Source organism: Leucobacter sp. WKLB1, from assembly GCF_059696215.1.
Genome location: NZ_AP046115.1, coordinates 820504 through 839402 on the forward strand (window position 1 = coordinate 820504; position 18899 = coordinate 839402).

General features: G+C 69.0%; 21 protein-coding genes and 1 tRNA gene. 15 read left to right on the top strand and 7 right to left on the bottom strand.

Annotation, left to right across the window (positions count from 1 at the left end):
- Positions 1–84: 84 nt before the first annotated feature.
- Together greA and ACZF5Y_RS03855 are read right to left on the bottom strand one after the other, a co-directional pair.
- The gene (gene greA / locus ACZF5Y_RS03850) at positions 85–570 is read right to left on the bottom strand and encodes a transcription elongation factor GreA (RefSeq protein WP_053354071.1); all 486 of its coding nucleotides are present in this window, start codon (positions 568–570) and stop codon (positions 85–87) included.
- 116 nt (positions 571–686) lie between these two features.
- Complete coding sequence (locus ACZF5Y_RS03855; RefSeq protein WP_497534510.1) at positions 687–1145, bottom strand: DUF4307 domain-containing protein; 459 nt, start codon at positions 1143–1145, stop codon at positions 687–689.
- 85 nt (positions 1146–1230) lie between these two features.
- On the opposite strand from ACZF5Y_RS03855, the gene mca reads away from it, so the two are divergent.
- Genes mca through recQ form a run of 3 tightly spaced genes read left to right on the top strand, consistent with a single transcriptional unit; the run spans position 1231 to position 4413 of the window.
- The gene (gene mca, locus ACZF5Y_RS03860; RefSeq protein ID WP_497534511.1) at positions 1231–2097 is read left to right on the top strand and encodes a mycothiol conjugate amidase Mca; all 867 of its coding nucleotides are present in this window, start codon (positions 1231–1233) and stop codon (positions 2095–2097) included.
- Positions 2094–2366, top strand: coding sequence for a hypothetical protein (locus ACZF5Y_RS03865; RefSeq protein ID WP_497534512.1), 273 nt, complete (start codon positions 2094–2096; stop codon positions 2364–2366). The genes mca and ACZF5Y_RS03865 overlap by 4 nt, the downstream gene beginning before the upstream one ends.
- Before the next feature lie 4 nt (positions 2367–2370).
- Positions 2371–4413, top strand: a complete 2043-nt coding sequence (recQ, locus tag ACZF5Y_RS03870; protein ID WP_497534513.1) for a DNA helicase RecQ — start codon at positions 2371–2373, stop codon at positions 4411–4413.
- On the opposite strand, the gene ACZF5Y_RS03875 is transcribed toward recQ, so the two are convergent.
- The gene (locus ACZF5Y_RS03875; protein WP_497534514.1) at positions 4410–5114 is read right to left on the bottom strand and encodes a TetR/AcrR family transcriptional regulator; all 705 of its coding nucleotides are present in this window, start codon (positions 5112–5114) and stop codon (positions 4410–4412) included. The genes recQ and ACZF5Y_RS03875 overlap by 4 nt on opposite strands.
- 77 nt (positions 5115–5191) lie before the next feature.
- Here ACZF5Y_RS03875 and ACZF5Y_RS03880 point away from each other — a divergent pair, with 77 nt between their 5' ends.
- Positions 5192–6697 carry an MFS transporter gene (locus ACZF5Y_RS03880; RefSeq protein WP_497534515.1) on the top strand — a complete coding sequence of 502 codons (1506 nt, stop codon included), beginning with the start codon at positions 5192–5194 and terminating at the stop codon, positions 6695–6697.
- A gap of 27 nt (positions 6698–6724) precedes the next feature.
- On the opposite strand, the gene ACZF5Y_RS03885 is transcribed toward ACZF5Y_RS03880, so the two are convergent.
- A complete protein-coding gene (locus tag ACZF5Y_RS03885; RefSeq protein ID WP_497534516.1) occupies positions 6725–7675 on the bottom strand; it encodes an NAD-dependent epimerase/dehydratase family protein in 951 nt (316 codons plus the stop codon).
- A gap of 127 nt (positions 7676–7802) precedes the next feature.
- Here ACZF5Y_RS03885 and ACZF5Y_RS03890 point away from each other — a divergent pair, with 127 nt between their 5' ends.
- Together ACZF5Y_RS03890 and ACZF5Y_RS03895 are read left to right on the top strand one after the other, a co-directional pair.
- Positions 7803–8525: a TetR/AcrR family transcriptional regulator gene (locus tag ACZF5Y_RS03890; protein ID WP_497534517.1), complete on the top strand. Its 723-nt coding sequence runs from the start codon at positions 7803–7805 to the stop codon at positions 8523–8525.
- Positions 8522–9124, top strand: coding sequence for a gluconokinase (locus ACZF5Y_RS03895; protein WP_497534518.1), 603 nt, complete (start codon positions 8522–8524; stop codon positions 9122–9124). The genes ACZF5Y_RS03890 and ACZF5Y_RS03895 overlap by 4 nt, the downstream gene beginning before the upstream one ends.
- Here the strand turns inward: ACZF5Y_RS03895 and trhA are convergent.
- Complete coding sequence (gene trhA / locus ACZF5Y_RS03900; RefSeq protein WP_497534519.1) at positions 9121–9936, bottom strand: PAQR family membrane homeostasis protein TrhA; 816 nt, start codon at positions 9934–9936, stop codon at positions 9121–9123. The genes ACZF5Y_RS03895 and trhA overlap by 4 nt on opposite strands.
- A gap of 135 nt (positions 9937–10071) precedes the next feature.
- Here trhA and ACZF5Y_RS03905 point away from each other — a divergent pair, with 135 nt between their 5' ends.
- From ACZF5Y_RS03905 to ACZF5Y_RS03925, 5 genes are all read left to right on the top strand, one after another.
- On the top strand, positions 10072–10857 hold the full coding sequence (locus ACZF5Y_RS03905) for an isoprenyl transferase (protein WP_497534520.1): 786 nt from the start codon (positions 10072–10074) through the stop codon (positions 10855–10857).
- Between the two features lie 2 nt (positions 10858–10859).
- On the top strand, positions 10860–11726 hold the full coding sequence (locus tag ACZF5Y_RS03910) for an SDR family NAD(P)-dependent oxidoreductase (protein ID WP_497534521.1): 867 nt from the start codon (positions 10860–10862) through the stop codon (positions 11724–11726).
- Positions 11727–11817: 91 nt separating this feature from the next.
- On the top strand, positions 11818–13194 hold the full coding sequence (locus ACZF5Y_RS03915; RefSeq protein WP_497534522.1) for an amidohydrolase: 1377 nt from the start codon (positions 11818–11820) through the stop codon (positions 13192–13194).
- A 92-nt stretch (positions 13195–13286) separates the two neighbouring features.
- Positions 13287–14039, top strand: a complete 753-nt coding sequence (locus ACZF5Y_RS03920) for a nucleoside phosphorylase (protein ID WP_497534523.1) — start codon at positions 13287–13289, stop codon at positions 14037–14039.
- Between the two features lie 2 nt (positions 14040–14041).
- Complete coding sequence (locus ACZF5Y_RS03925) at positions 14042–14758, top strand: HAD family hydrolase (RefSeq protein ID WP_497534524.1); 717 nt, start codon at positions 14042–14044, stop codon at positions 14756–14758.
- A 230-nt stretch (positions 14759–14988) separates the two neighbouring features.
- Here the strand turns inward: ACZF5Y_RS03925 and ACZF5Y_RS03930 are convergent, their stop codons facing one another.
- Positions 14989–15480, bottom strand: a complete 492-nt coding sequence (locus ACZF5Y_RS03930) for an S-ribosylhomocysteine lyase (RefSeq protein WP_497534525.1) — start codon at positions 15478–15480, stop codon at positions 14989–14991.
- A 90-nt stretch (positions 15481–15570) separates the two neighbouring features.
- Positions 15571–15855: a hypothetical protein gene (locus ACZF5Y_RS03935; protein ID WP_497534526.1), complete on the bottom strand. Its 285-nt coding sequence runs from the start codon at positions 15853–15855 to the stop codon at positions 15571–15573.
- 405 nt (positions 15856–16260) lie between these two features.
- Here ACZF5Y_RS03935 and ACZF5Y_RS03940 point away from each other — a divergent pair, with 405 nt between their 5' ends.
- The 4 genes from ACZF5Y_RS03940 (at position 16261) to ACZF5Y_RS03955 (ending at position 18817) form a co-directional block, all read left to right on the top strand.
- The gene (locus ACZF5Y_RS03940; RefSeq protein ID WP_497534527.1) at positions 16261–16821 is read left to right on the top strand and encodes a phosphorylase family protein; all 561 of its coding nucleotides are present in this window, start codon (positions 16261–16263) and stop codon (positions 16819–16821) included.
- Between the two features lie 48 nt (positions 16822–16869).
- A tRNA-Ser gene (locus tag ACZF5Y_RS03945) sits at positions 16870–16960 on the top strand.
- A 224-nt stretch (positions 16961–17184) separates the two neighbouring features.
- Positions 17185–17736 carry a TetR/AcrR family transcriptional regulator gene (locus ACZF5Y_RS03950; protein WP_497534528.1) on the top strand — a complete coding sequence of 184 codons (552 nt, stop codon included), beginning with the start codon at positions 17185–17187 and terminating at the stop codon, positions 17734–17736.
- 28 nt (positions 17737–17764) lie between these two features.
- A complete protein-coding gene (locus tag ACZF5Y_RS03955) occupies positions 17765–18817 on the top strand; it encodes a 2,3-butanediol dehydrogenase (protein WP_497534529.1) in 1053 nt (350 codons plus the stop codon).
- The last annotated feature ends 82 nt before the right edge of the window (positions 18818–18899 follow it).

The following is an 18899-nucleotide window of genomic DNA, read 5'->3' on the forward strand; positions in this document are numbered from 1 at the left end:
CCACGGAAAATGACGGAGTGGGCGGGATCGCACTGCGCGATCCCGCCCCTTCGGTCGTGAGCCGGCACCCGGCCGGCGCGCCGATCAGCCGGCGTACGTGTCGACCGCGAGGATCTTGACGCCGATCTGGTTGCCGTTGGGGGCCGCGTAGCTGACCTCTTCGCCGACCTTGCGGCCGAGAATGGCGGCGCCCAGCGGGCTCTCCGCGCTGTACACGTCGAGGTCGGAGCCATTCGCGAGCTCGCGGTTGCCGAGCAGGAAGCGCTCTTCGTCGCCGAAGATATCGGCGGTGACGACGGTGCCGATCTCGACCACACCGCTCGCCTGCGGTGCCTCGCCGACGACGACGTGCTTCAGCAGCTCTTCGAGGTCGCGAATGCGCGCCTCCATCTTGCCCTGCTCGTCTTTGGCGGCGTGATACCCGCCGTTCTCCTTGAGGTCGCCCTCTTCGCGAGCCGCCTCGATGCGCGCGGCGATCTCTTTGCGGCCTGCCCCGGTGAGCTGCTCCAACTCACCGTTGAGCCGGTCGAAGGCTTCCTGGGTCAGCCAGGTCTGGGTGGGCTCGGCCATAGTCGATCCTCGTTTCAGATGAATGCCGGCAATGCCGGAGGGGTCGCGCGAGATATACGCAACGCCCTGAATGACCAGGGCGCAACTTCCAGGATATCAGGAGCGCGCTCCAGATGTCAGGCCGTGGTGCGCTCCTCGATGACCCAGCACTCCTGCACGGTGACGGCAGTGGCCGGATTCGTGGTGATGACGCGAGTGGTGACCGTGTGCGAAGTCGCGTCTGAAACGGGCACCTCGACAACTTTCCAGCCGACCGGCGCCTTCGCCTTGTTCAGGGCTTCGATCGCGCAGGCCACGGGAGTGTGTGCCGGAGCGGTCACGATGAACTTGGCGTCGACGCTCGCATCGCCGTTCTTTGTGTACCCGATGTCTTGTGCAGAGACCTGGCTGGTCTGCTGCCAGCCGCTGAACGCGAGAAACGCGACGCCGCCCGCGACGAGCGCGACGGCGGCGCCCCAGGCGAATCGACGATCAAAACTGCGGCGACGATTCGTGCCGTAGCGATCCTCCAGCGACTGCGTCGCCGAGGTCGACGAATCCTGCGCGATCGGGGTCGAACCAGCGGCCTCTGGCACGGCATCCTCCGATCTGCCCTGGGTAAACTGGGTGTCTGTTGCCAGAGTACCGGGAAGCGCCCGGGAAGCATGTGAGAGGACCCTCATGACGCTCAGGTTGATCGCGGTGCACGCGCACCCCGACGACGAGTCCAGCAAGGGTGCCGCGACGTACGCGCACTACGTCGAGTCGGGCGTCGAGGTGCTCATCGTGAGCTGCACCGGGGGCGAGCGCGGTGATCTGCTCAACGAGCTCGTCGCGCGCGATCCGAAGAGTCGACGCGATCTGCCCGGTTTGCGCCGTGACGAGATGGCGCGCGCACGCGACATCATCGGCTTCCGCCACACGTGGCTCGGGTACCAAGATTCGGGGTTGCCCGACGAGGGTGAGGGCGTGCCCGAGACCTCGTTCGCCGGCATCCCGGCAGAAGTTTCCGCCGAAGCGCTCGTGCGCGTCGTGCGCGAGTTCCGCCCGCACGTCATGATCACCTACAACGAGCAGGGCGGCTACCCGCACCCCGACCACATTCGCTGCCACGAGATCAGCCGTCGCGCGTGGGAGCTCTCGGGCGACCCCGAGGCCTACCCCGATGCCGGGGAGCCCTGGGAGATGTCGAAGCTCTATTACGAAGAGATTTTCAACGCGAAGCGCGTCGAGACGATCTACCAGTGGCTCACCGACAACGATCCGTCGTCGCCGATCATCGAGCAGTTCAGCGAAATTCGCGAGTGGATGATGCGCCGCCCCTACGTGGGTACCGCGAGCGTCGACGTGGGGCGCTTCTTCGAACGCCGTGACGAGGCATTGCGCGCCCACGCGAGCCAGGTGCCGCCCGACAGCACGTTCTTCTTCTGGCCGAACGAGCTGCAGCGTCAGGCCTGGCCGTTCGAAGACTATCGGCTGGCCGCTTCTCGCGTGGCGACCAGCGAGTTCGAAGCTGACCTGTTCCAAGGAATCGAGGAGGGCGCATGAGCCTGCTGTTCACCATCGCCCGCGCCGCCGAAGACACCGAATTCGACCCGAACACCGTCAGCCCCGGTGTCGCAGGGTTCTTCGCCGTCGCGGCGCTCGCCGTCGGCATCATCCTGCTCGGGTTCAACATGGTGCGTCGTCTGCGTCGCAACAGCTACCGCGCCGATATTCGGGAGCAGATCGAGCTCGAGCTCGCCGAGCAGCAGGGCGGCACGGACGTTGCCGAACCTGCGCGCCCGGCCGATCCGGAATCCGGGCAGCGGAGCTGACCGCGTGAGTGGCGGCTGGACCCCCGGCCCCGACGAGGAGCCGGCAGACTTCGACTTCGGTGACGACGAACGCTGGCCCGGTGAGGCCTGGGGTGAGCCGCCGCCCGGAAACGTAGGGGATGGTGCGCCGTCGGCGATCCCGCAGCAGCGCACTGCGACCCTGGTCACCGCGCCCGCCACCACCTCGGGCACCGGGCCGCACGTCGGTCAAGATCCGCGCGAGGTGCTCGCCGAGGTCTTCGGCTACGACGCCTTCCGCGGTGAGCAGGAAGAGATCATTCGGCAGGTGATCGGCGGCGGCGACGCGGTCGTGCTGATGCCGACCGGTGGCGGCAAGTCGATCTGCTACCAGATTCCCGCGCTCGTGCGCGAGGGCACCGGCATCGTACTGTCGCCGCTCGTCGCCCTGATGCACGATCAGGTCGCGGCGCTGCAGCTCGTCGGCGTGCGCGCGGCCGCCCTGAACTCGGCGATGTCGATCGAGGATCGCCGCGCCGTCGAGCAGGCCTACCGCGAGGGCCAGCTCGACGTGCTCTACCTCGCGCCCGAGCGCCTGTCGGCTCCCGGCACGGTCGAGCTGCTCGCGCAGGGCCGCATCGCGCTCTTCGCGATCGATGAAGCCCACTGCGTGTCGCAGTGGGGGCACGACTTTCGCCCCGACTACCTGCGGCTCGGTGCGCTCGCGGAGCGCTGGCCCGACGTGCCGCGCATCGCACTCACCGCGACGGCGACGCCCGAAACGCACCAGGAGATCACCGAACGGCTGCACCTGCAGCGCGCGCGGCACTTCGTGTCGAGCTTCGACCGCCCCAACATTCGCTACCGCATTGAATCGAAGCAGAACGCGCGGGCGCAGCTGATTCAGTTCGTGCGCGGCGAGCACGCCGGCGAGGCGGGCATTGTCTACGCCCTGAGTCGCAAACGCGTGGAGCAGACGGCGGCCGCGCTGCGCGACGTCGGTGTCGACGCCGTTGCGTACCATGCCGGGTTGCCGGCGCACGTGCGCCTCGACGCGCAGACGCGCTTCCTTCGCGAAGACGGGGTCGTGGTGGTCGCGACGATCGCGTTCGGCATGGGCATCGACAAGCCCGACGTGCGGTTCGTGGCGCACATCGACCTGCCGAAGTCGGTCGAGGGGTACTACCAGGAGACCGGCCGGGCGGGCCGTGACGGCCTGCCCTCGGAGGCGTGGCTCGCGTACGGGCTGCAAGACGTGGTGCAGCAGCGCCAGATGATCGAGTCGGGCGATGGCGATCAGGTGACGCGCGCCAGCCAGACGCGGCATCTCAACGCGATGCTCGCGCTGTGCGAGGGCGTGGCCTGTCGGCGCGTGTTCCTGCTGCGCTACTTCGGTCAAGAACGCAGCGAGGCCTGCGGCAACTGCGACGTCTGCCTGAACCCGCCGAAGCTGTGGGACGCGACCGTGCCGTCGCAGATGCTGCTGTCGACCGTCATCCGCACGGAGAAAGAACGCCGACGCACCTACGCGGCGGGTCAGCACATCGATGTCTTGCGCGGCGTCACTTCGGAGCGCGCCACGCAGATGCGACTCGACGAGCTCTCGACGTGGGGTATCGGCACCGAGTGGTCGGTGGCGCAGTGGCGCGGCGTGGTGCGACACCTGCTCGCGGCCGGGCTGCTCGAAGCCCGCGGCGAATGGGGCGTACTCGCCCCGACCGAGGCGTCGAAGCCGGTACTGCGCGGCGAGGAGCAGGTACACATGCGCGAGGAAGTCGTGACGCGCGCCGCAAGCGGCGGCCGCGGCAGCCGAGCGTCGCGCGGGGCCGCCGGCGAGAAACGATCGGCCGCGGCTGCTGATCTGTCGCCCGAGCAGGCCGAAGTGTTCGAGCGCCTGCGCGCGTGGCGAGCCGGCGAGGCCCGCACACAGGGTGTGCCCGGGTACGTGGTGTTTGGTGACGCGACGCTCGCGGCGCTCGCCGTGCACCAGCCGACGAGCGACGACGAACTGCTCGCCATCTCCGGCATCGGGCAGGTCAAGCTCGAGCGCTACGGCGCCGCCGTGCTCGAGACGCTCGCGGCAGGTTAGCTCGCGCCCGGCGAGCCCGCGGCGTCGGCCTCGGCGACGTTGAACGACAGCCACTCGTCCCAGGTCGAGCCAGTGCCGCTCACGAGTTCGGGGTGCGCCACCGACGCGGTGAGCCCGAGCAGGTAGATGTCGACGTGCCGCAGGTGGATCTCGGTGGTGCGCTCGCGCGCGGCCGGCAGATTCGGGCGCAGGTGCGCGACGGCCAGCATGAGATCGGCTGCGGTGTACGCGCTCGGGATCAGCCCGGCCGACGCATCCTGCGCGACCAGGGCGTCGAGCCCCTCACGGAGTTCTTCAGCGAGCCGATCGATCTCGGGTGACGACACCGCCTGGCGCCAGGAACCGACCATGAGGGGCGACGCCGCCTCGCTGATGTGCCGGCGCAGAAAGCGGGCGACGGCTGACCCCGCGCCCGGCAGGCTCGCGCGAGCCACGTCGGTGATGTCGGAGATCGCGAGCGTGCGCAGGTGCAGTACCAGGTCGTCTTTGCTGGGGAACCTGCGGTAGATGCTGGCGATGCCGATGCCCGCGTGCTCGGCGACGGCCGACATCGGGGCCTGCCAGCCGCGCTGCGAGAACACCTCGCGTGCCGCCTGCATCAGGATGCGGTCGTTGTCGCGGGCCTCGCGCGCGCGCCCGCGCAGGGGAGCGGCGCCGTCGCCGCTCGCTTCGGGCCGTGTCGGCTCCGTCTGCTGACTCATGGCTTCCATCGTAGCGAGGGCGGTGTTACAATTCTGAATCGGAACGAATCATTCCGTTCCGGAGTTGAAAGGACGTTATGACCGCGCAGACCGCCCCGAATCCGACGATCGCCGTGCCCGATTCGACCGCAGCTGCACCCGCGCAGGGCACCGCTCGCCTCGCCGCCCCACCCACCGGGTTCACCCTCGCGCTCGCATCGGCGGTGCTGGCCTTCTCGATGATGCAGACACTGCTCGTGCCGGCGCTTCCGGTCTTCGCCGAGCAACTCGGCGTCGACGGGGCCACGGCCGGATGGATCCTCACCGCATATCTGCTGAGCGGGGCCATCGCCGCACCCGTCATCGGCTCGCTCGGAGACCGATTCGGCCACCGGCATACGCTCGTGGTCGCGATGCTCGTGTTCGTGCTCGGTGCCGCGCTCGCCGCCGTCAGCGCACTGATCCCGGTCGCGGCAGCGTTCCCACTGCTGCTCGCCGGGCGCGTGCTCCAGGGGTCGGCCACCGCCTCGTTCCCTCTCGCGGTCGCCATCGTGCGCGTGCGGCTCACCGGTCGTGCGCAGGCCAGCGCAATCGGCTGGCTGTCGGGCACACTCGGGCTCGGCGCCGGTCTCGCGCTGGTCGTCGGCGGAGCGATCACCGACCTGCTGAGCTGGCCGTGGCTGTTCATCGCCGGCGGCGTCCTGGGCCTGGTGTCCGTGCTGCTCGTGCTGTGGCGTGTGCCGGCCGGAGCGTCTCGCGCGGCGGGATCCCGACCTGATTGGGCCGGCATCGTGCTGCTGGTGACGACGCTGCTGCCGCTGCTGCTCGTCGTGTCGCAGGGAGCCCGGTGGGGGTGGGGCGCGCCCTCCACGATTGCGCTCGCCGTGGTGGCCGTGCTGAGTCTGGTGGCTCTCGTGCTCGTCGAAGGCCGGGTCGCCGCGCCGCTCGTGGATCCCGCTCTCGTCACGCACCGCGCGCTCGCCGCCACAAACGTGCTCACCCTCTTCCTCGGCTTCGTTCCGTACGCGTTCTATGTTGGCCTGCCGGTGCTGCTGCAGGCGCCGGTGCTGCCGGGTGGATCAGTGCTGCCGGGCGCCTCGGGTGCCGGCCACGGTCTCGGCGTCACCGCGACCGGAGCGGCGCTCCTGCCGGGGGCCGTGCTCGTCTTTCTGGGCGGACGCTTCGCGCCATGGCTGCTCGGCCGACTCAGCGGACGGGTGGTCGCGGCAATCGCGCTTGCAGTGATGGTGATCGGCGGCGTCGGCATTGCGGCACGGCCCGATTCCGTCGCCGTGGTGATCGGATTCTTCTGCCTGATCGGCCTCGGTAACGGCATCGGGTTTGCCGTTATCGCCGAGCTCATCGCGGGCAACGTGCCCCCGGCCGGTATCGGCGCGGCCCTCGGCGTGAACGGCGTGCTGCGCACGGTCGGTTCGGCCTTCGGCACTCCGATCGCGACGCTGGTGCTCACCACCATCGGGGTCACGGCGGCCGGTCAGCCGGGCGTCGAGACGTTCCGTGTGCTGTTCGGGATCGCCGCCGCAGTCTCGCTCGTCGGCGTAACCGCGGCCTTCCTCGTGCCGGCGCCGCGCCGCGAGCGCTGAAGGTTCAGGCTCGCGAGTGCGTGCGCGTTACCGGTGTGCCGGATCAACCGCGCGTCCGCTGTGCCACTCGATCAAGGTCTCTTCCCACGGCGTCGGCTCCAACCCGAATTCGATCGTGAGACGGCCCGGCACAATGACGCTCGGGGCAGCCCAGAGATATTGCTGACGCTGCATCTCGCGCATCATCGGCGAGAACGGCCCGGCGAGTGCGAAGAGCGCGCCGGGGATGCGGTGCGTGGCGCGCGCGGGCCGGCCTGCGACGCGAGCAGCATCGGCGGCCATCTGCCGCTGCGAGCGGGCGGTGTCGGTGGGCGCGGTGAGGCGCGTGTCGGCGGCGCTCGCGAGCGGGATCGCGGTGGTCATCGCGCGAGCGAGATCCGGGATCGTGGTGACGGCGTGCGGAGCATCGGGATCGCCGAGCACCCACGCGCCGCGCCCGGCGGCGGAGGGCGTGAGCACCATGCCGAGTACCACCGACGACTGCGCGGTGGCGGTGGGGCCGACGAGATCCGAGGCGATCACCGAGGCCGTGCGCGCCGGGTGTGCCGCCCGAGCCGTGAGCAACTCGGCGCGCACCTCGCCGAGCGGGGAGACCGGCGCGAGGGGCAAGTCCTCGTGCAGCTGCCGTGCCCCGCGTCCATAGGCGTAGACCGACTCCGGGAAGATGACGGGAATGTCGAATTCGGCGGCGATATCCATGACGGCGAGCTCGCGATGGGGGAGCTCGCGGCGCCAAACCGGCGCGGAGTACGCCGCGTGGATGCAGTGGAAAATGACGTCGATCTTGCAGGCCTCCGTTCCGGCCCCCGTGGCGATCGCGCGCAAGGTGTCGCGGTCGCCCGCGTCGCCGCTGATGACGCGGGCTCCGGGAACGGCTCCTGCGCCGCGGCGCAGCACGGTGACCTCGTGGCCGGCTGCGGAGAGTTCGCGGGCGAGCTGAGTGCCGATCTGACCGGCTCCAGTGATGAGTGCGTGCATGCGGGACTTCCATTCTGTGATCGGTGCTCACTAATTGGTGAGATTCACTGTAGATCGACGTTCGTGAAAAAACAAGAGCACTGATCTCTGAATTGCATCGCGGGGCGCCGACTGTCACACTGGGGGCATGGAACGCCCCCGCCGCACCCACGCCGAGGCCCGCGCGCAGATGCGCGCGGGGATCCTGCGCCTCGGGCGGGCGCAGCTCGCCGATGCCGGCGCCACAGGGCTGTCGGTGCGCGAGATCGCGCGGGGGCTGGGGGTCGCCTCGTCGGCGATCTACCGGCACGTGGCGAATCGCGACGCGCTGCTCACCCTGCTCGTCGTCGACGCCTACACCGAGCTCGCCGATGCGGTCGATGCCGAGCTCGATGCGGCGGGTGATGCGGGAGTCGAAGGGCTCGCGCTCATCGCCCGGGCGACCCGTGCCTGGGGTGTCGCGCACCCCGAATCGTGGGCGCTGCTCTACGGATCGCCCGTGCCCGGGTACGCGGCGCCCGCCGATGAGACGACTCCCGCCGGCACCCGCGTGATGATGCGGTTCGTCGAGGCGCTCGCAGCCGGGGATCGCACGGTGCGGCACGGCGCGCGACCACCGGTCAGCGATGGCCTCGCGGCCGTACTCGAACACGGCGTCGCGGCGCTTCTCGGCGCGGCGGGCGCTGAACTCACGGCCGAAGCGCACGATGCACCCGGCTTCGCCGCTGATGCCGTCGAGGCCTGGTCGGCGCTCATCGGGCTCGTGAGCGCCGAAGTGTTCGAGCAACTCGGCAGTGTGCTGTCTGCCTATGGCAGCGAACTGCTTGAACGGTGGATCACCTCGACTTCGGCGCGCTTCGGGCTCGTATGAGTGAGCCCGAGTCCGCGGCCCGCACGCGAGCTGGTGCGGCGGCAGTGCCGGAGTTCGGCCTCGCCGTCGTGGTGATGGGGGTTTCAGGGTGCGGAAAGACGACGGTGGCCGCGGCACTCGCCGCGCGCGCCGGGGGAGCGTTCATCGAAGCCGATGCGCTGCACTCGCCCGCCGCGGTGGCCCAGATGCGCGCCGGAGTGCCGCTGACCGACGTGGATCGCGCACCCTGGCTCGACCGTATTGCCGAGCGCATGCGCGACACCGCGGCGACCGGGCACGGGCCGGTGTTCGCTGCCTGCTCAGCGCTGCGGCGCAGCTATCGGGACCGTTTGCGCACGGGCATCGGGCCCGACAGTGCGGTCGTGTTCGTGCACCTCGACGTGGCGCGATCCGAACTCGCCGAGCGCATCTCGGGGCGCCCCGACCACTTCATGCCCGTCACGCTGCTCCACTCCCAACTCGCGACCCTCGAACCGCTCGGTGCCGACGAGCCGGGGCTCACGATCGACGGCGCGATCCCCGCATCGAGTCTCGTCGACCGACTCGCGGCGCAGGTGCAGCGCTGGCGTTCGGCGGGCGGGGCGATCGGTGTGAACTAACGCAAGAAGTAGGGGTCGAGCGCGAGCAGCAACGCCGCCGTCCAATGGCACAGGAACGCGAGCACCGTGAGCGCGTGGAAGATCTCGTGGAACCCGAAGACACCGGGCACGGGGTTCGGGCGTTTGAAGCCGTACGCCGCAGAGCCGAGCGAGTAGAGCAGGCCGCCGACCACCACGAGCACCATCGCGGCGAGATTCGCGTGAGCGATCGCACCGAGGTACATGACTGCTGCCCAGCCGAGCAGCAGATACAGCGGCACGTACAACCAGCGCGGGGCGCCGATCCAGAACACTCGGAAACCGATGCCCAGCAGCGCGCCCGCCCACACCAGCACGAGCAGCAGGATGCCCTGCGACGGCGGCAGGGCGAGCAGGGCGATCGGCGTGTAGGTGCCCGCGATGAGCACGAAGATGTTCGCGTGGTCGAGGCGCCTGAATACCTGCTTGGTCGTCGGCTTCCAATTGAAGCGGTGGTAGAGCGCCGAGACGCCGAACAGCAGCATGCTCGAGAGCATGTAGACGACCGAGGCCCACTTCGCGACGGCGCCGTGCGCGAGGCAGATGAGCACGATCCCCGCGGCGATGGTGACGGGGAACGTGCCCGCGTGAATCCATCCACGCCACCGGGGCTTCGCATCGTCGGGTGCACCGCCCGGCTGATCATGCCGGTGATCGAGCGCATCGTCGAGGAGCGGAAGTGAGAGGCTGTCGGGCTCCGGGAAACGGCGCTCGCCGCCCGTGCCCGCGGTCGCCGCGCTCGCGCCCGCATCCGGCGTAGGTGATTCGGGCGCGGGCGAGCTCTGCGGGGTCATATCTCGAGTGTATGTTCGCTACAGCGTGGCGGGGGCATATATGTGGAGAACCCCCAGTCGCTCAGTCGTGTCGCTGCCGTCGCGCGTCGCAGACGAGCGGGGTGCGCCAAGCTGCCCGACCGGTACACTCGGAGGGTGAGTGCCCAGCCGTCGAAACCGCGGGCCGGTCTGCTCTACCGGCTGTATCAGCGACGCCTGCGTCACGAGATTGATCCGAAGCAGGTGCCGCACCACATCGCGGTGATCGTCGACGGCAATCGGCGCTGGGCCAAGCAGCGGCTGCAAGAGCGCGCGGCGTTTGGGCACCGTGCCGGGGCGCGCAAGATTCCGGAGTTTCTCGGCTGGTGCGAAGAAGCGGGGGTCGGCACCGTCACGCTCTACCTGCTCTCAGCCGATAACTTGAACGCACGCGACCGGCAAGAACTCGAAGACCTCTTCGGCATCATCGCCGAGCTCGCGGGCCTGCTCGCCGAGCATCCCGGGTGGCGCGTGAAGCACGTCGGCACCTGCGAGGGGCTCGCCCCCGAGCTCGCCTCGGCGCTGCAGACGGCCGAAACGGCGACGCAAGATCGCACGGGCCTGCACATCAATCTCGCCGTGGGTTACGGAGGTCGCAGCGAAATTACCGCCGCCATGCACAGCGTCATCGCCGAGCACCAGGCCGCGGGCGGCACCATCGACACGCTTGCCGAACGACTCACACCGGAGCTGATCGGCGAGCATCTCTGGACTCGGGGTCAGGCAGACCCTGACCTCGTCATTCGCACCTCGGGCGAGCAGCGGCTGAGCGACTTCATGATCTGGCAGTCGGCGCACTCCGAGTTCTACTTCGTCGAAGCGCTGTACCCCGACCTGCGCGAGGTCGACTTCCTGCGCGCCCTGCGCGACTACTCGACCCGCCAACGACGCCTCGGAGGGTGACTGTGATTTCTCAATACCGCCCGCGCGGCCTGCCGAACCTGTCGGGGCAGCGCGTGCTCATCACCGGTGCGTCGGGGGGCGTCGGCGGCGGCATCGCCCGCGCGTTCGTGCTCGCCGGAGCGAGCGTCGCCGTCCATTTCCGCGGGCTCACTCCCGAGTCGGTGAGCGCCGGCGAGGGGCTTGTCGCCGAGCTGCGCGAACTCGCGGAGGCCGCAGGCGGGGGCGCGGCCCCGGATGCTGATTCCACGCCCCGAGTCATCGGCGTGCGTGCAGACCTGAACGAGCCCGGTGCGGCGGCCGCACTGATCGCAGAAGCAGTCGCCGGCCTAGGTGGGATCGACGGCCTCGTGAACAACGCCGGCGTGCAACCCGTCACCCCGCTCGCCGAGACGACGCGCGCCGAATGGGACGAGGTGCTCGGCACCAACCTCGGCGCCGTCTTCGAACTGTCGCAGGCCGCGGCCGCCGCGATGACCGGCGCTGCCGGGGGGTTGGTTGACGGGGCCCCTGCGAATCGCTGGATCACACACATCGCCTCCGTCGAGGCGTCGCGGCCGAGCCCGGCGCACGCGCACTACGCCGCAGCGAAAGCCGGTCTCGTGATGCACGCGCGCGCCGCAGCGCTCGAGCTCGGGCCGCAGGGCATCCGCGTGAACACGGTGTCGCCCGGGCTCGTCGATCGGCCCGGCCTTGCTGAGGCCTGGCCCTCCGGGGTCGAGAGCTGGACGCGCCACGCGCCCCTCGGCCGACTGGCCACACCGGCCGACATCGGCGGTGCCTGCGCGCTCCTCGCATCTGACGCGGCGACCTTCATCACCGGCCAAGACCTGGCCGTCGACGGCGGCATGCTCGCGACGCCCGGGTGGTGAGCGCCGGGCGATCCGGCACCGCCGCATCACCCTGACCACTTGCACCCTGCTCACCCCGACACTTGACGCCCACCGCAGAATGGAGCCCCGCATGAGCGACATCGAGACCCCCCAGGCAGCAGCGTCTGACACCGTGCTCTTCGAAACGGTGCTGCGCGCAGACGCGATGCTGACCCCGGGCGGCGTCATCGTCGACGCTGAACTCGCCTTCAACAGCAGCGGGCGCATCACCTACGCAGGATCCGCCCGCCCCGACGCCGAGTCCGCCGGTGACCGCGTCGTGCACGATCTCGCCGGCCACGTGCTGATGCCGGGGCTCGTGAACGGGCACACCCACTCGGCGATGACCCTGCTGCGCGGCGTCTCCGACGACGAGGGCTTCATGCCGTGGCTTGCGGCCGTGCAAGCGCTCGAGCAGCACCTCACCCACGACGACGTTGCTGTCGGCCTGCAGCTCGCGATGGTCGAGATGATCGAGACGGGCACGACGGCGTTCGCCGACATGTATCACTGGGATACCGAGCTCATCGAGCTGGTGCGCGCTGCAGGCATGCGCGCGCTCATCGCGGTCGCGTCGTTCACGCCTGACACCGTCGGCTTTCCGGGCGTCTCGCCCTGGAACGGCGCCGACGCGACGAACGAGACCGAGGTGTTGGCCGCACGCTACGCCGACGACGCGCAGATCTCGATCGCCTACGGCCCGCACGCGCCCTACACGTGCCCGCCCGACTATCTACGCGATATCGCACGTCGAGCGGTCGAGCGAGGTATTCCGATTCACACACATGTCTCTGAGTCGGCGGCCGAGGTCGCGCAAATTCAGGAGCAGTACGGCACGACGCCGGCGGATCACCTGAACTCGCTCGGGCTCTTCGAAGCCGAGGTGCTCGCCGCGCACTGCGTGCACCTCACCGAGAGCGAGATCGCACTCTTCGCGCGCACCGGCACCGCAGTCAGCCACAACCCGGTCTCCAACCTGAAACTCGGCAACGGCATCGCCCCGCTGCCCGAGTGGCAGGAGGCCGGCTTGCGCATCTCGCTCGGCACCGACTCGGTCGCAAGTAACAACACGCTCGACCTCTTCGAGGAGATCAAGACCGGCACGATTCTGCACCGCGGTGCGCGCCAAGACGCCGCGATCGTGCGCGCCGCCGACGTGCTCGACATCGCGACGCGACGCGGCGCCGAAGCGATCGGGTTTGCCGAGACCGGGGCACTCGAGGCCGGCCGCCTCGCAGACGTGATCGCGCTCGACGTCACGGGATCCGCCGCCATTCCCTTCGAGGCTGCGTCGTTGATCTCACACCTCGGGTTCGCCGCCACCGGTGCCGATGTGCGCCACGTCTTCATCGGCGGTCGTCACGTCTACGCGGAGGGCGAGCACCTCACGCTCGACGCCGACGCGATCCGGGCGCGCGCCGCGGCAGCGCGTGCACGTCTCTCCGCCGCCAGTCGCTCCGCGGAGTGACGCCGGCGCGATCCGGCACCACTCCCGAAAACTGCTTCCCACCTCGCGCGATCGCTGCACGGCATCGCTTCGCTGTCACTGAAAGGCCCGTCATGCCCGTACGTCTTCCCTCCGATGCCGAACTTCCCCTGCTGCGCGCACAGGTCTCCGATCTCGCCGACCGCGCGCTCGTCGTCGGCGACCCTGCCCGGGCCGCACGCGTCGCCGAGCGGCTCGACGACGTGCGCCAGCTCGCGGCGAACCGCGAGTACCACGTGTACGCGGGCACCTGGAAGGGCGTGCCCGTGACGGTTGCCTCGCACGGTGTGGGCGCTGCTGGCGCTGCGGTGTGCTTCGAGGAGCTCGCACGCGGTGGCGTCACCCGCATCGTGCGCTCGGGTACCGCGGGCGGCATTCAGCCCGAGGTCGTCGACGGTGCGATCGTCGTCGCCACCGGTGCCGTGCGCGCCGACGGAGTGAGTCACCAGTTGGTGCCCACCGAGTTCCCGGCCATCGCGACGCCTGAACTCACGATCGCGCTCAAAGCCGCCGCGGCCCAGACCGGGCTCGACGTGCACAGCGGCATCGTGCTCACCGGCGATATGTTCTACCCGAGCGACGTCATCGTCGGGGTCGACCATCACGCCTGGCAGCGCGCCGGCATCGTGGCCGTCGAGATGGAGGCCGCAGCACTCTTCGTGATCGCGTCGCTGCACGGCATCGAGTCGGGGGCCGTCTTCGCGATCGACGGCAACCCGCTCGCCGCGAAAGACGAGGCGATGGACGGATACGACCCCTACCGCGAGATCGTGACGCAGGCCGTCGACGGTGCGCTCACCGCTGCGCTCGACGTGCTGGTGGGGTGAGTATGGGCGACACTGCTGCGGGTGGCGCTGCCGTGAGGACTCCGTTCTCGGCGGTGCTGTTCGACTGCGACGGCGTGCTCGTCGATTCCGAGACGATCACCCAGCGCCTGCTCGCCGAGATGCTGCGCGAACTCGGGTGGGAGATCTCCGAAGCCGAGACGATCCGCACGTTCATCGGGCGCGCGCTCCGCGACGAGTGGGAAGTGATTCTCACCCACACCGGTATTCGCATCACTGAAGACTGGATCGACGAGTTCCACGCTCGTCGCGACGACGCGCTGCGGGTGAGTGTGACTCCCATCGACGGTGTCCCCGAAATGCTGGCCGAGACCACGGATCGCTTCGGCGACCGCATCGCGCTCGCATCCGGGGCAGACCGCGTCAAAATCGACATGCAGCTCGAGGTCACCGGTCTCGGCCGCTGGTTCGGTGACCGCGTGTTCAGCGGCATGGATCAGCCGCGCAGCAAGCCGGCCCCCGATGTGTACCTGGCAGCGGCCGCAGCACTCGGCATCGACGCCTCGACCGCGCTGGTCGTCGAAGACACCGTCGCCGGAGTCACCGCGGGCATCGCCGCAGGAGCGACCGTCTTCGGGTTCTCGCCCGACAGCCCGGTCGCGACCGCACCCGATGCGCTGAGTGCCGCCGGTGCGACGCTCGTGTTCAGCAGCATGTCGGAGCTCGCCGGGCTCGTCGACGGCTGGGGCGCGGCGGAGTAAATGGCCGCTGCCGCGGCAGGGCTCGGCGCCGCACCGTCGGCGTGCCGGCGCCTCGCTGCACCGTCGCGGTTCTGCCGGCGTGCTGGCACCGCACGGCAACGAACGCACCGGTTTCGCGCGAGCGCACCCCGGTGATGGGGGTACGCTCGCACGAAACCGGTGCGTTCGAGGATTCACAGCCCAGGGCTCGACAGCCCGGGGTGTGCGGCCGGGCGGGGAGCCCTACTTCGCTAGGCGATCCGCGAGCGATCGAAAGCGTCGAGGCTGATGCCCTGCGCAAGCACGATCTTGGCCCACTCCTTCGCGGAGTGCAGGCTGTGGTCGCGGTAGTTGCCGCAGCTGACAGCCTCGGTGCCGGGCACGTCGTCCCAGGTCACGCGCTCCACCAGGTCTTCGAGGGAGCTCTTGATCGCCGCGGCGACGGTTTCGGCGCTCGGCTCACCCCACGCGATGAGGTGGAAGCCGGTGCGGCAGCCGAAAGGGGAGATGTCGATCAGTCCGTCGAAGCGGGTGCGCAGCAGCGCGGCAAGCGTGTGCTCGATGGTGTGCAGGCCCGCGGTCGGAATCTCGCCTTCATTCGGCTGCACCAGGCGGATATCGAAGTTCGAGATCGCGTCGCCCTGGGGGCCGCGTTCGACGCCGATGAGGCGCACGTAGGGTGCCAGCACTTTCGTGTGGTCCAGGGAAAAGCTCTCGACTTCGGCAAGCTCGACATCACTCATGCGGCCCAGTGTATCCAGGGGATCCACTGGGCCGCAGAGGTGATGGCGTCGCGTTACGCGGCGCTCGTCAGGGGCAGCGTGCGCGAATCGCTACGCAGCGCGAGCGAGGTCGCGGCGCGTGAGCGCGATACGGGCATGGTCGCCCGTAGTGAGTGGCGAGACGCGAACGTCCCAGCCGGCGCGGTCGAGACGCTTCAGATCGACGCGGGCGTCGCTCAGGCGATCGGTCTCGACCACGTACAGCGTGCGCCCCGAGCTGCGGTAGACGGAGCGGCGCTGCGCCCAGTCGGGCACGAGCATGTCGTTGGCGCCGCTGAGCGAGTGGTACGGGGTGCGCAGCGTCGCGACGGGGCGCGGGGCTGCGGTTTCAGGCATACGGGTATGCGAAGTCATGGTGTTCCTTTCTGACGCACCGTCATGGTGCGTATCCCGCCGAGCATGTCTCGGGGGCGGCCCGTCGGGGCCTCGCGCTGCATCGCGGGGACTGCGTCGGCACAGCCCGATCGAGCCTGCAGCGTCTGTGGAATCTGCGGGATCGATGCGTGAGCGCATCTGCACCGGCCTCATCGGGAGGATCGACCTCGTGTACAGGTCTGCGGTGCGGGTGGGTTTCGCTGCGATTGTCGCGGAGTTGAGGTGATCTCGACGTCCCGTTTCAGGGCGATCACGCGTACGGCTCGCGAACCCGACTCCCCAATATTAGAACAAGGTTTCGAAAAGCGCTAGTGTTGAGTCGAAAATTCCTGATCGACGGGCGTGCATGCGCCGCTGGGAGCGCCGATGTCTGACCTCACCACTCTGCTCGTGTTCGCGCATCGCGACGAGGCTTCGGCCTTCGCCGACGTGCCGCACCTCGTCACCGGGGTGGGCAAGATCAACGCTGCTGTCTCGCTGGCCGCCGAGCTCGCCGCCCGCCCGGTCGACCGGGTGATCGTGCTCGGCACCGCGGGTGTTGTGAGCGATGCGTCGGAATGCCCCTCGCTCGACGAGGTGTACCAAATTGCCGGGGTCGTGCAGCACGACTTCTCGCTGCCCTCGCCCGAGCTCGCCCCGACCGGTGCGGTGATCCTGCCCGCGGAATCGACCGCGGTGATTGCCACCGGCGATGTTTTCGTGCAGAACGACGACCAAAGGGCGACCATCGCCGGGCTCGGCGCGAACCTCGTCGACATGGAGGCCTACGCCTACGCAAGCGTGTGCGCGCGATTCGGGGTCGCGCTGCAGCTCTTCAAAATTCCGTCGGACTTCGCCGATTCGTCAACTACTGATGAGGAGTGGGACACGATTGTCTTCCGCAAGAGCGAGCAGTTGCGCGAGTTCTGGGAGGCGCGACTCGCCTGAGTCTGTCCCGATTCGCAATGCGTACGCGAATCGCATAAGCTCTTCCGCGGTGACGTGTCCGAGCGGCCGAAGGTGCAACTCTCGAAAAGTTGTGTAGGGTAACCCCCTACCGTGGGTTCAAATCCCACCGTCACCGCCACAGAAAACCCCCTCTTCGTGAGGGGGTTTTCGCGTTCTCGGATGGTGCTGCTCACGTGGCAGCTCCGTATTGGTGTCACTTTCTGCGCGAAAACGAGCTTCATTCGCGCAGAAAGTGACACCGATTCGTATGAGGTCGGCAGTGACGGGCCGTGCGGGCCGTGTGCGAGAGGGTCGGAGCGCGCACCATTGGCCTATCTGACATGTGTCAGATAGGCTGAATGCATGGACGCCCGGTCGCTCCGTAGTCGGAGCCAGCTGCGCGCCGCGATCCTCCAGCTGTCGACCGCGACGCCGATCGACGACATCTCCGTCGCCGCAATCTGCCGCGAATCCGGGATCACGCGGGACACCTTCTACCGTCACGCTGACACCCCCGCGCATCTTCTCGCCGACGCACTCGCGCACGAGATCGATGCCGCCATGGAGGCCCTGCCCACCGCGCAAACGATCGGCGACGGCGAACATCTGCTCATCGCGCACGTCGCCGCGCGCGCCGATATTTACCGCGGGGCGATGCGCCCAACGCTTGTAGCTCCCGTGCGAAGCGCACTCGAACAGTCGGTGCGGCACGGCCTCGAGACCTGGATCGCTCTGCGTCCGGCGATCCTGCCGCGCACCCTGCGCGACGACGCCATCGGGCAGCGCATCGCCATCGCGTATGCCGCGTCGGGCACGGTTGGAGCCATCGAGGCGTGGCTCGACTCGGGCGCCGACGATATCGAACGTGCCGTCGAGCTGATCCTCGCGGCATCCCCGGAATGGTGGCTGCGCTGATCCGCGGCCCGAGAAGAAGGAGCACGCCATGCAGGCAGCACAGTTCTACGCGAAGGAAGACCTTCGCATCGTCGACGTCGAGGAGCCCACGACGGGCCCGGGCGAGGTAAAGATTCGCAACGCCTTCGCCGGCATCTGCGGTTCCGATCTGCACGTCTACTACTCGCCGGAAGCGGCGGGGCTCGACTTCGACCACCCGCACCCGGTGACGGGTTCGACGCTGCCGCAGATTCTCGGTCACGAGTTTTCGGGCACCATCGTCGAGCTCGGCGACGGGGTCACTGACGTGGCGGTGGGGGATCGCGTCGCGGTCTGGCCCATCTACTATTGCGGCGAGTGCCCGGCATGCGCCAAGGGCCTGTACAACGTCTGCCAGAAGATCGGCTTCCACGGGCTCAGCTCGCAGGGCGGCGGAATGGCCGAATTCACGACGGTACCGGCGAGCAAGGTGCACGTGCTGCCCGAGAACGTCGACCTGCGCATGGGAGCTCTCGTCGAGCCGATGTCGGTGTCGTGGCACGCGGTGTCGCGCAGCCACGTCGAAGCCGGCCAAACGGCCATCGTCGCGGGTGCGGGTGCGATCGGCATCGGCGTCTGGTTCGCGCTGAAGGCGCGCGGGGTGGATCGCGTGCTCGTCTCCGAGCCCAGCGCCGACCGCCGAGCGACGATCGCGGCACTGGGGGCCACCGTCGTTGACCCGGTCCACGAGGATCTCGCGGCGGCCGTGGCCGAGCTGACGAGCGGCGCGGGCGTTGACGTCGCGTTCGACGCTGCAGGGGCTGGCCCGGCGGTCACCTCGGCGCTCAGCAGCCTCACGCCGGGCGGTCGCGTTGTTGTGGTGGCGATTCACGAACGTCCCATGGAGTTCTTGCCGACGCAGCTCGTGATGGGCGAAACGGAGATCGCCGGTGCGCTGGCGTATCTGCCCGAAGACTTCGACGCCGTGATCACGGCGATGGCTGACGGCAAGTACAACACGACCGGCTGGGTGCAGGAGGTGCCGCTGAACGGCGTCGTCGACGCGATCCACGCCCTGCGCGGCGGCGTCGGAGCGAAGATTCTGGTGCAGGCCGGGCAGTAACCCGCGCGGCATCAGCCGAGCGCGGCGTCGCTCATGCGATGCGGGGCCGTCCGCGACCTCCGAATGTCGCAGGCTCGTCGTA

What these genes read in the sequence shown, in the direction of transcription:
- greA (WP_053354071.1), bottom strand. Translation starts at nt 570, where the DNA reads ATGGCCGAGCCCACCCAGACCTGGCTGACCCAGGAAGCCTTCGACCGG.
- mca (WP_497534511.1), top strand. Translation starts at nt 1,231, where the DNA reads ATGACGCTCAGGTTGATCGCGGTGCACGCGCACCCCGACGACGAGTCC.
- ACZF5Y_RS03865 (WP_497534512.1), top strand. Translation starts at nt 2,094, where the DNA reads ATGAGCCTGCTGTTCACCATCGCCCGCGCCGCCGAAGACACCGAATTC.
- ACZF5Y_RS03875 (WP_497534514.1), bottom strand. Translation starts at nt 5,114, where the DNA reads ATGAGTCAGCAGACGGAGCCGACACGGCCCGAAGCGAGCGGCGACGGC.
- ACZF5Y_RS03880 (WP_497534515.1), top strand. Translation starts at nt 5,192, where the DNA reads ATGACCGCGCAGACCGCCCCGAATCCGACGATCGCCGTGCCCGATTCG.
- ACZF5Y_RS03885 (WP_497534516.1), bottom strand. Translation starts at nt 7,675, where the DNA reads ATGCACGCACTCATCACTGGAGCCGGTCAGATCGGCACTCAGCTCGCC.
- ACZF5Y_RS03890 (WP_497534517.1), top strand. Translation starts at nt 7,803, where the DNA reads ATGGAACGCCCCCGCCGCACCCACGCCGAGGCCCGCGCGCAGATGCGC.
- ACZF5Y_RS03895 (WP_497534518.1), top strand. Translation starts at nt 8,522, where the DNA reads ATGAGTGAGCCCGAGTCCGCGGCCCGCACGCGAGCTGGTGCGGCGGCA.
- trhA (WP_497534519.1), bottom strand. Translation starts at nt 9,936, where the DNA reads ATGACCCCGCAGAGCTCGCCCGCGCCCGAATCACCTACGCCGGATGCG.
- ACZF5Y_RS03915 (WP_497534522.1), top strand. Translation starts at nt 11,818, where the DNA reads ATGAGCGACATCGAGACCCCCCAGGCAGCAGCGTCTGACACCGTGCTC.
- ACZF5Y_RS03920 (WP_497534523.1), top strand. Translation starts at nt 13,287, where the DNA reads ATGCCCGTACGTCTTCCCTCCGATGCCGAACTTCCCCTGCTGCGCGCA.
- ACZF5Y_RS03925 (WP_497534524.1), top strand. Translation starts at nt 14,042, where the DNA reads ATGGGCGACACTGCTGCGGGTGGCGCTGCCGTGAGGACTCCGTTCTCG.
- ACZF5Y_RS03930 (WP_497534525.1), bottom strand. Translation starts at nt 15,480, where the DNA reads ATGAGTGATGTCGAGCTTGCCGAAGTCGAGAGCTTTTCCCTGGACCAC.
- ACZF5Y_RS03935 (WP_497534526.1), bottom strand. Translation starts at nt 15,855, where the DNA reads ATGCCTGAAACCGCAGCCCCGCGCCCCGTCGCGACGCTGCGCACCCCG.
- ACZF5Y_RS03940 (WP_497534527.1), top strand. Translation starts at nt 16,261, where the DNA reads ATGTCTGACCTCACCACTCTGCTCGTGTTCGCGCATCGCGACGAGGCT.
- ACZF5Y_RS03950 (WP_497534528.1), top strand. Translation starts at nt 17,185, where the DNA reads ATGGACGCCCGGTCGCTCCGTAGTCGGAGCCAGCTGCGCGCCGCGATC.
- ACZF5Y_RS03955 (WP_497534529.1), top strand. Translation starts at nt 17,765, where the DNA reads ATGCAGGCAGCACAGTTCTACGCGAAGGAAGACCTTCGCATCGTCGAC.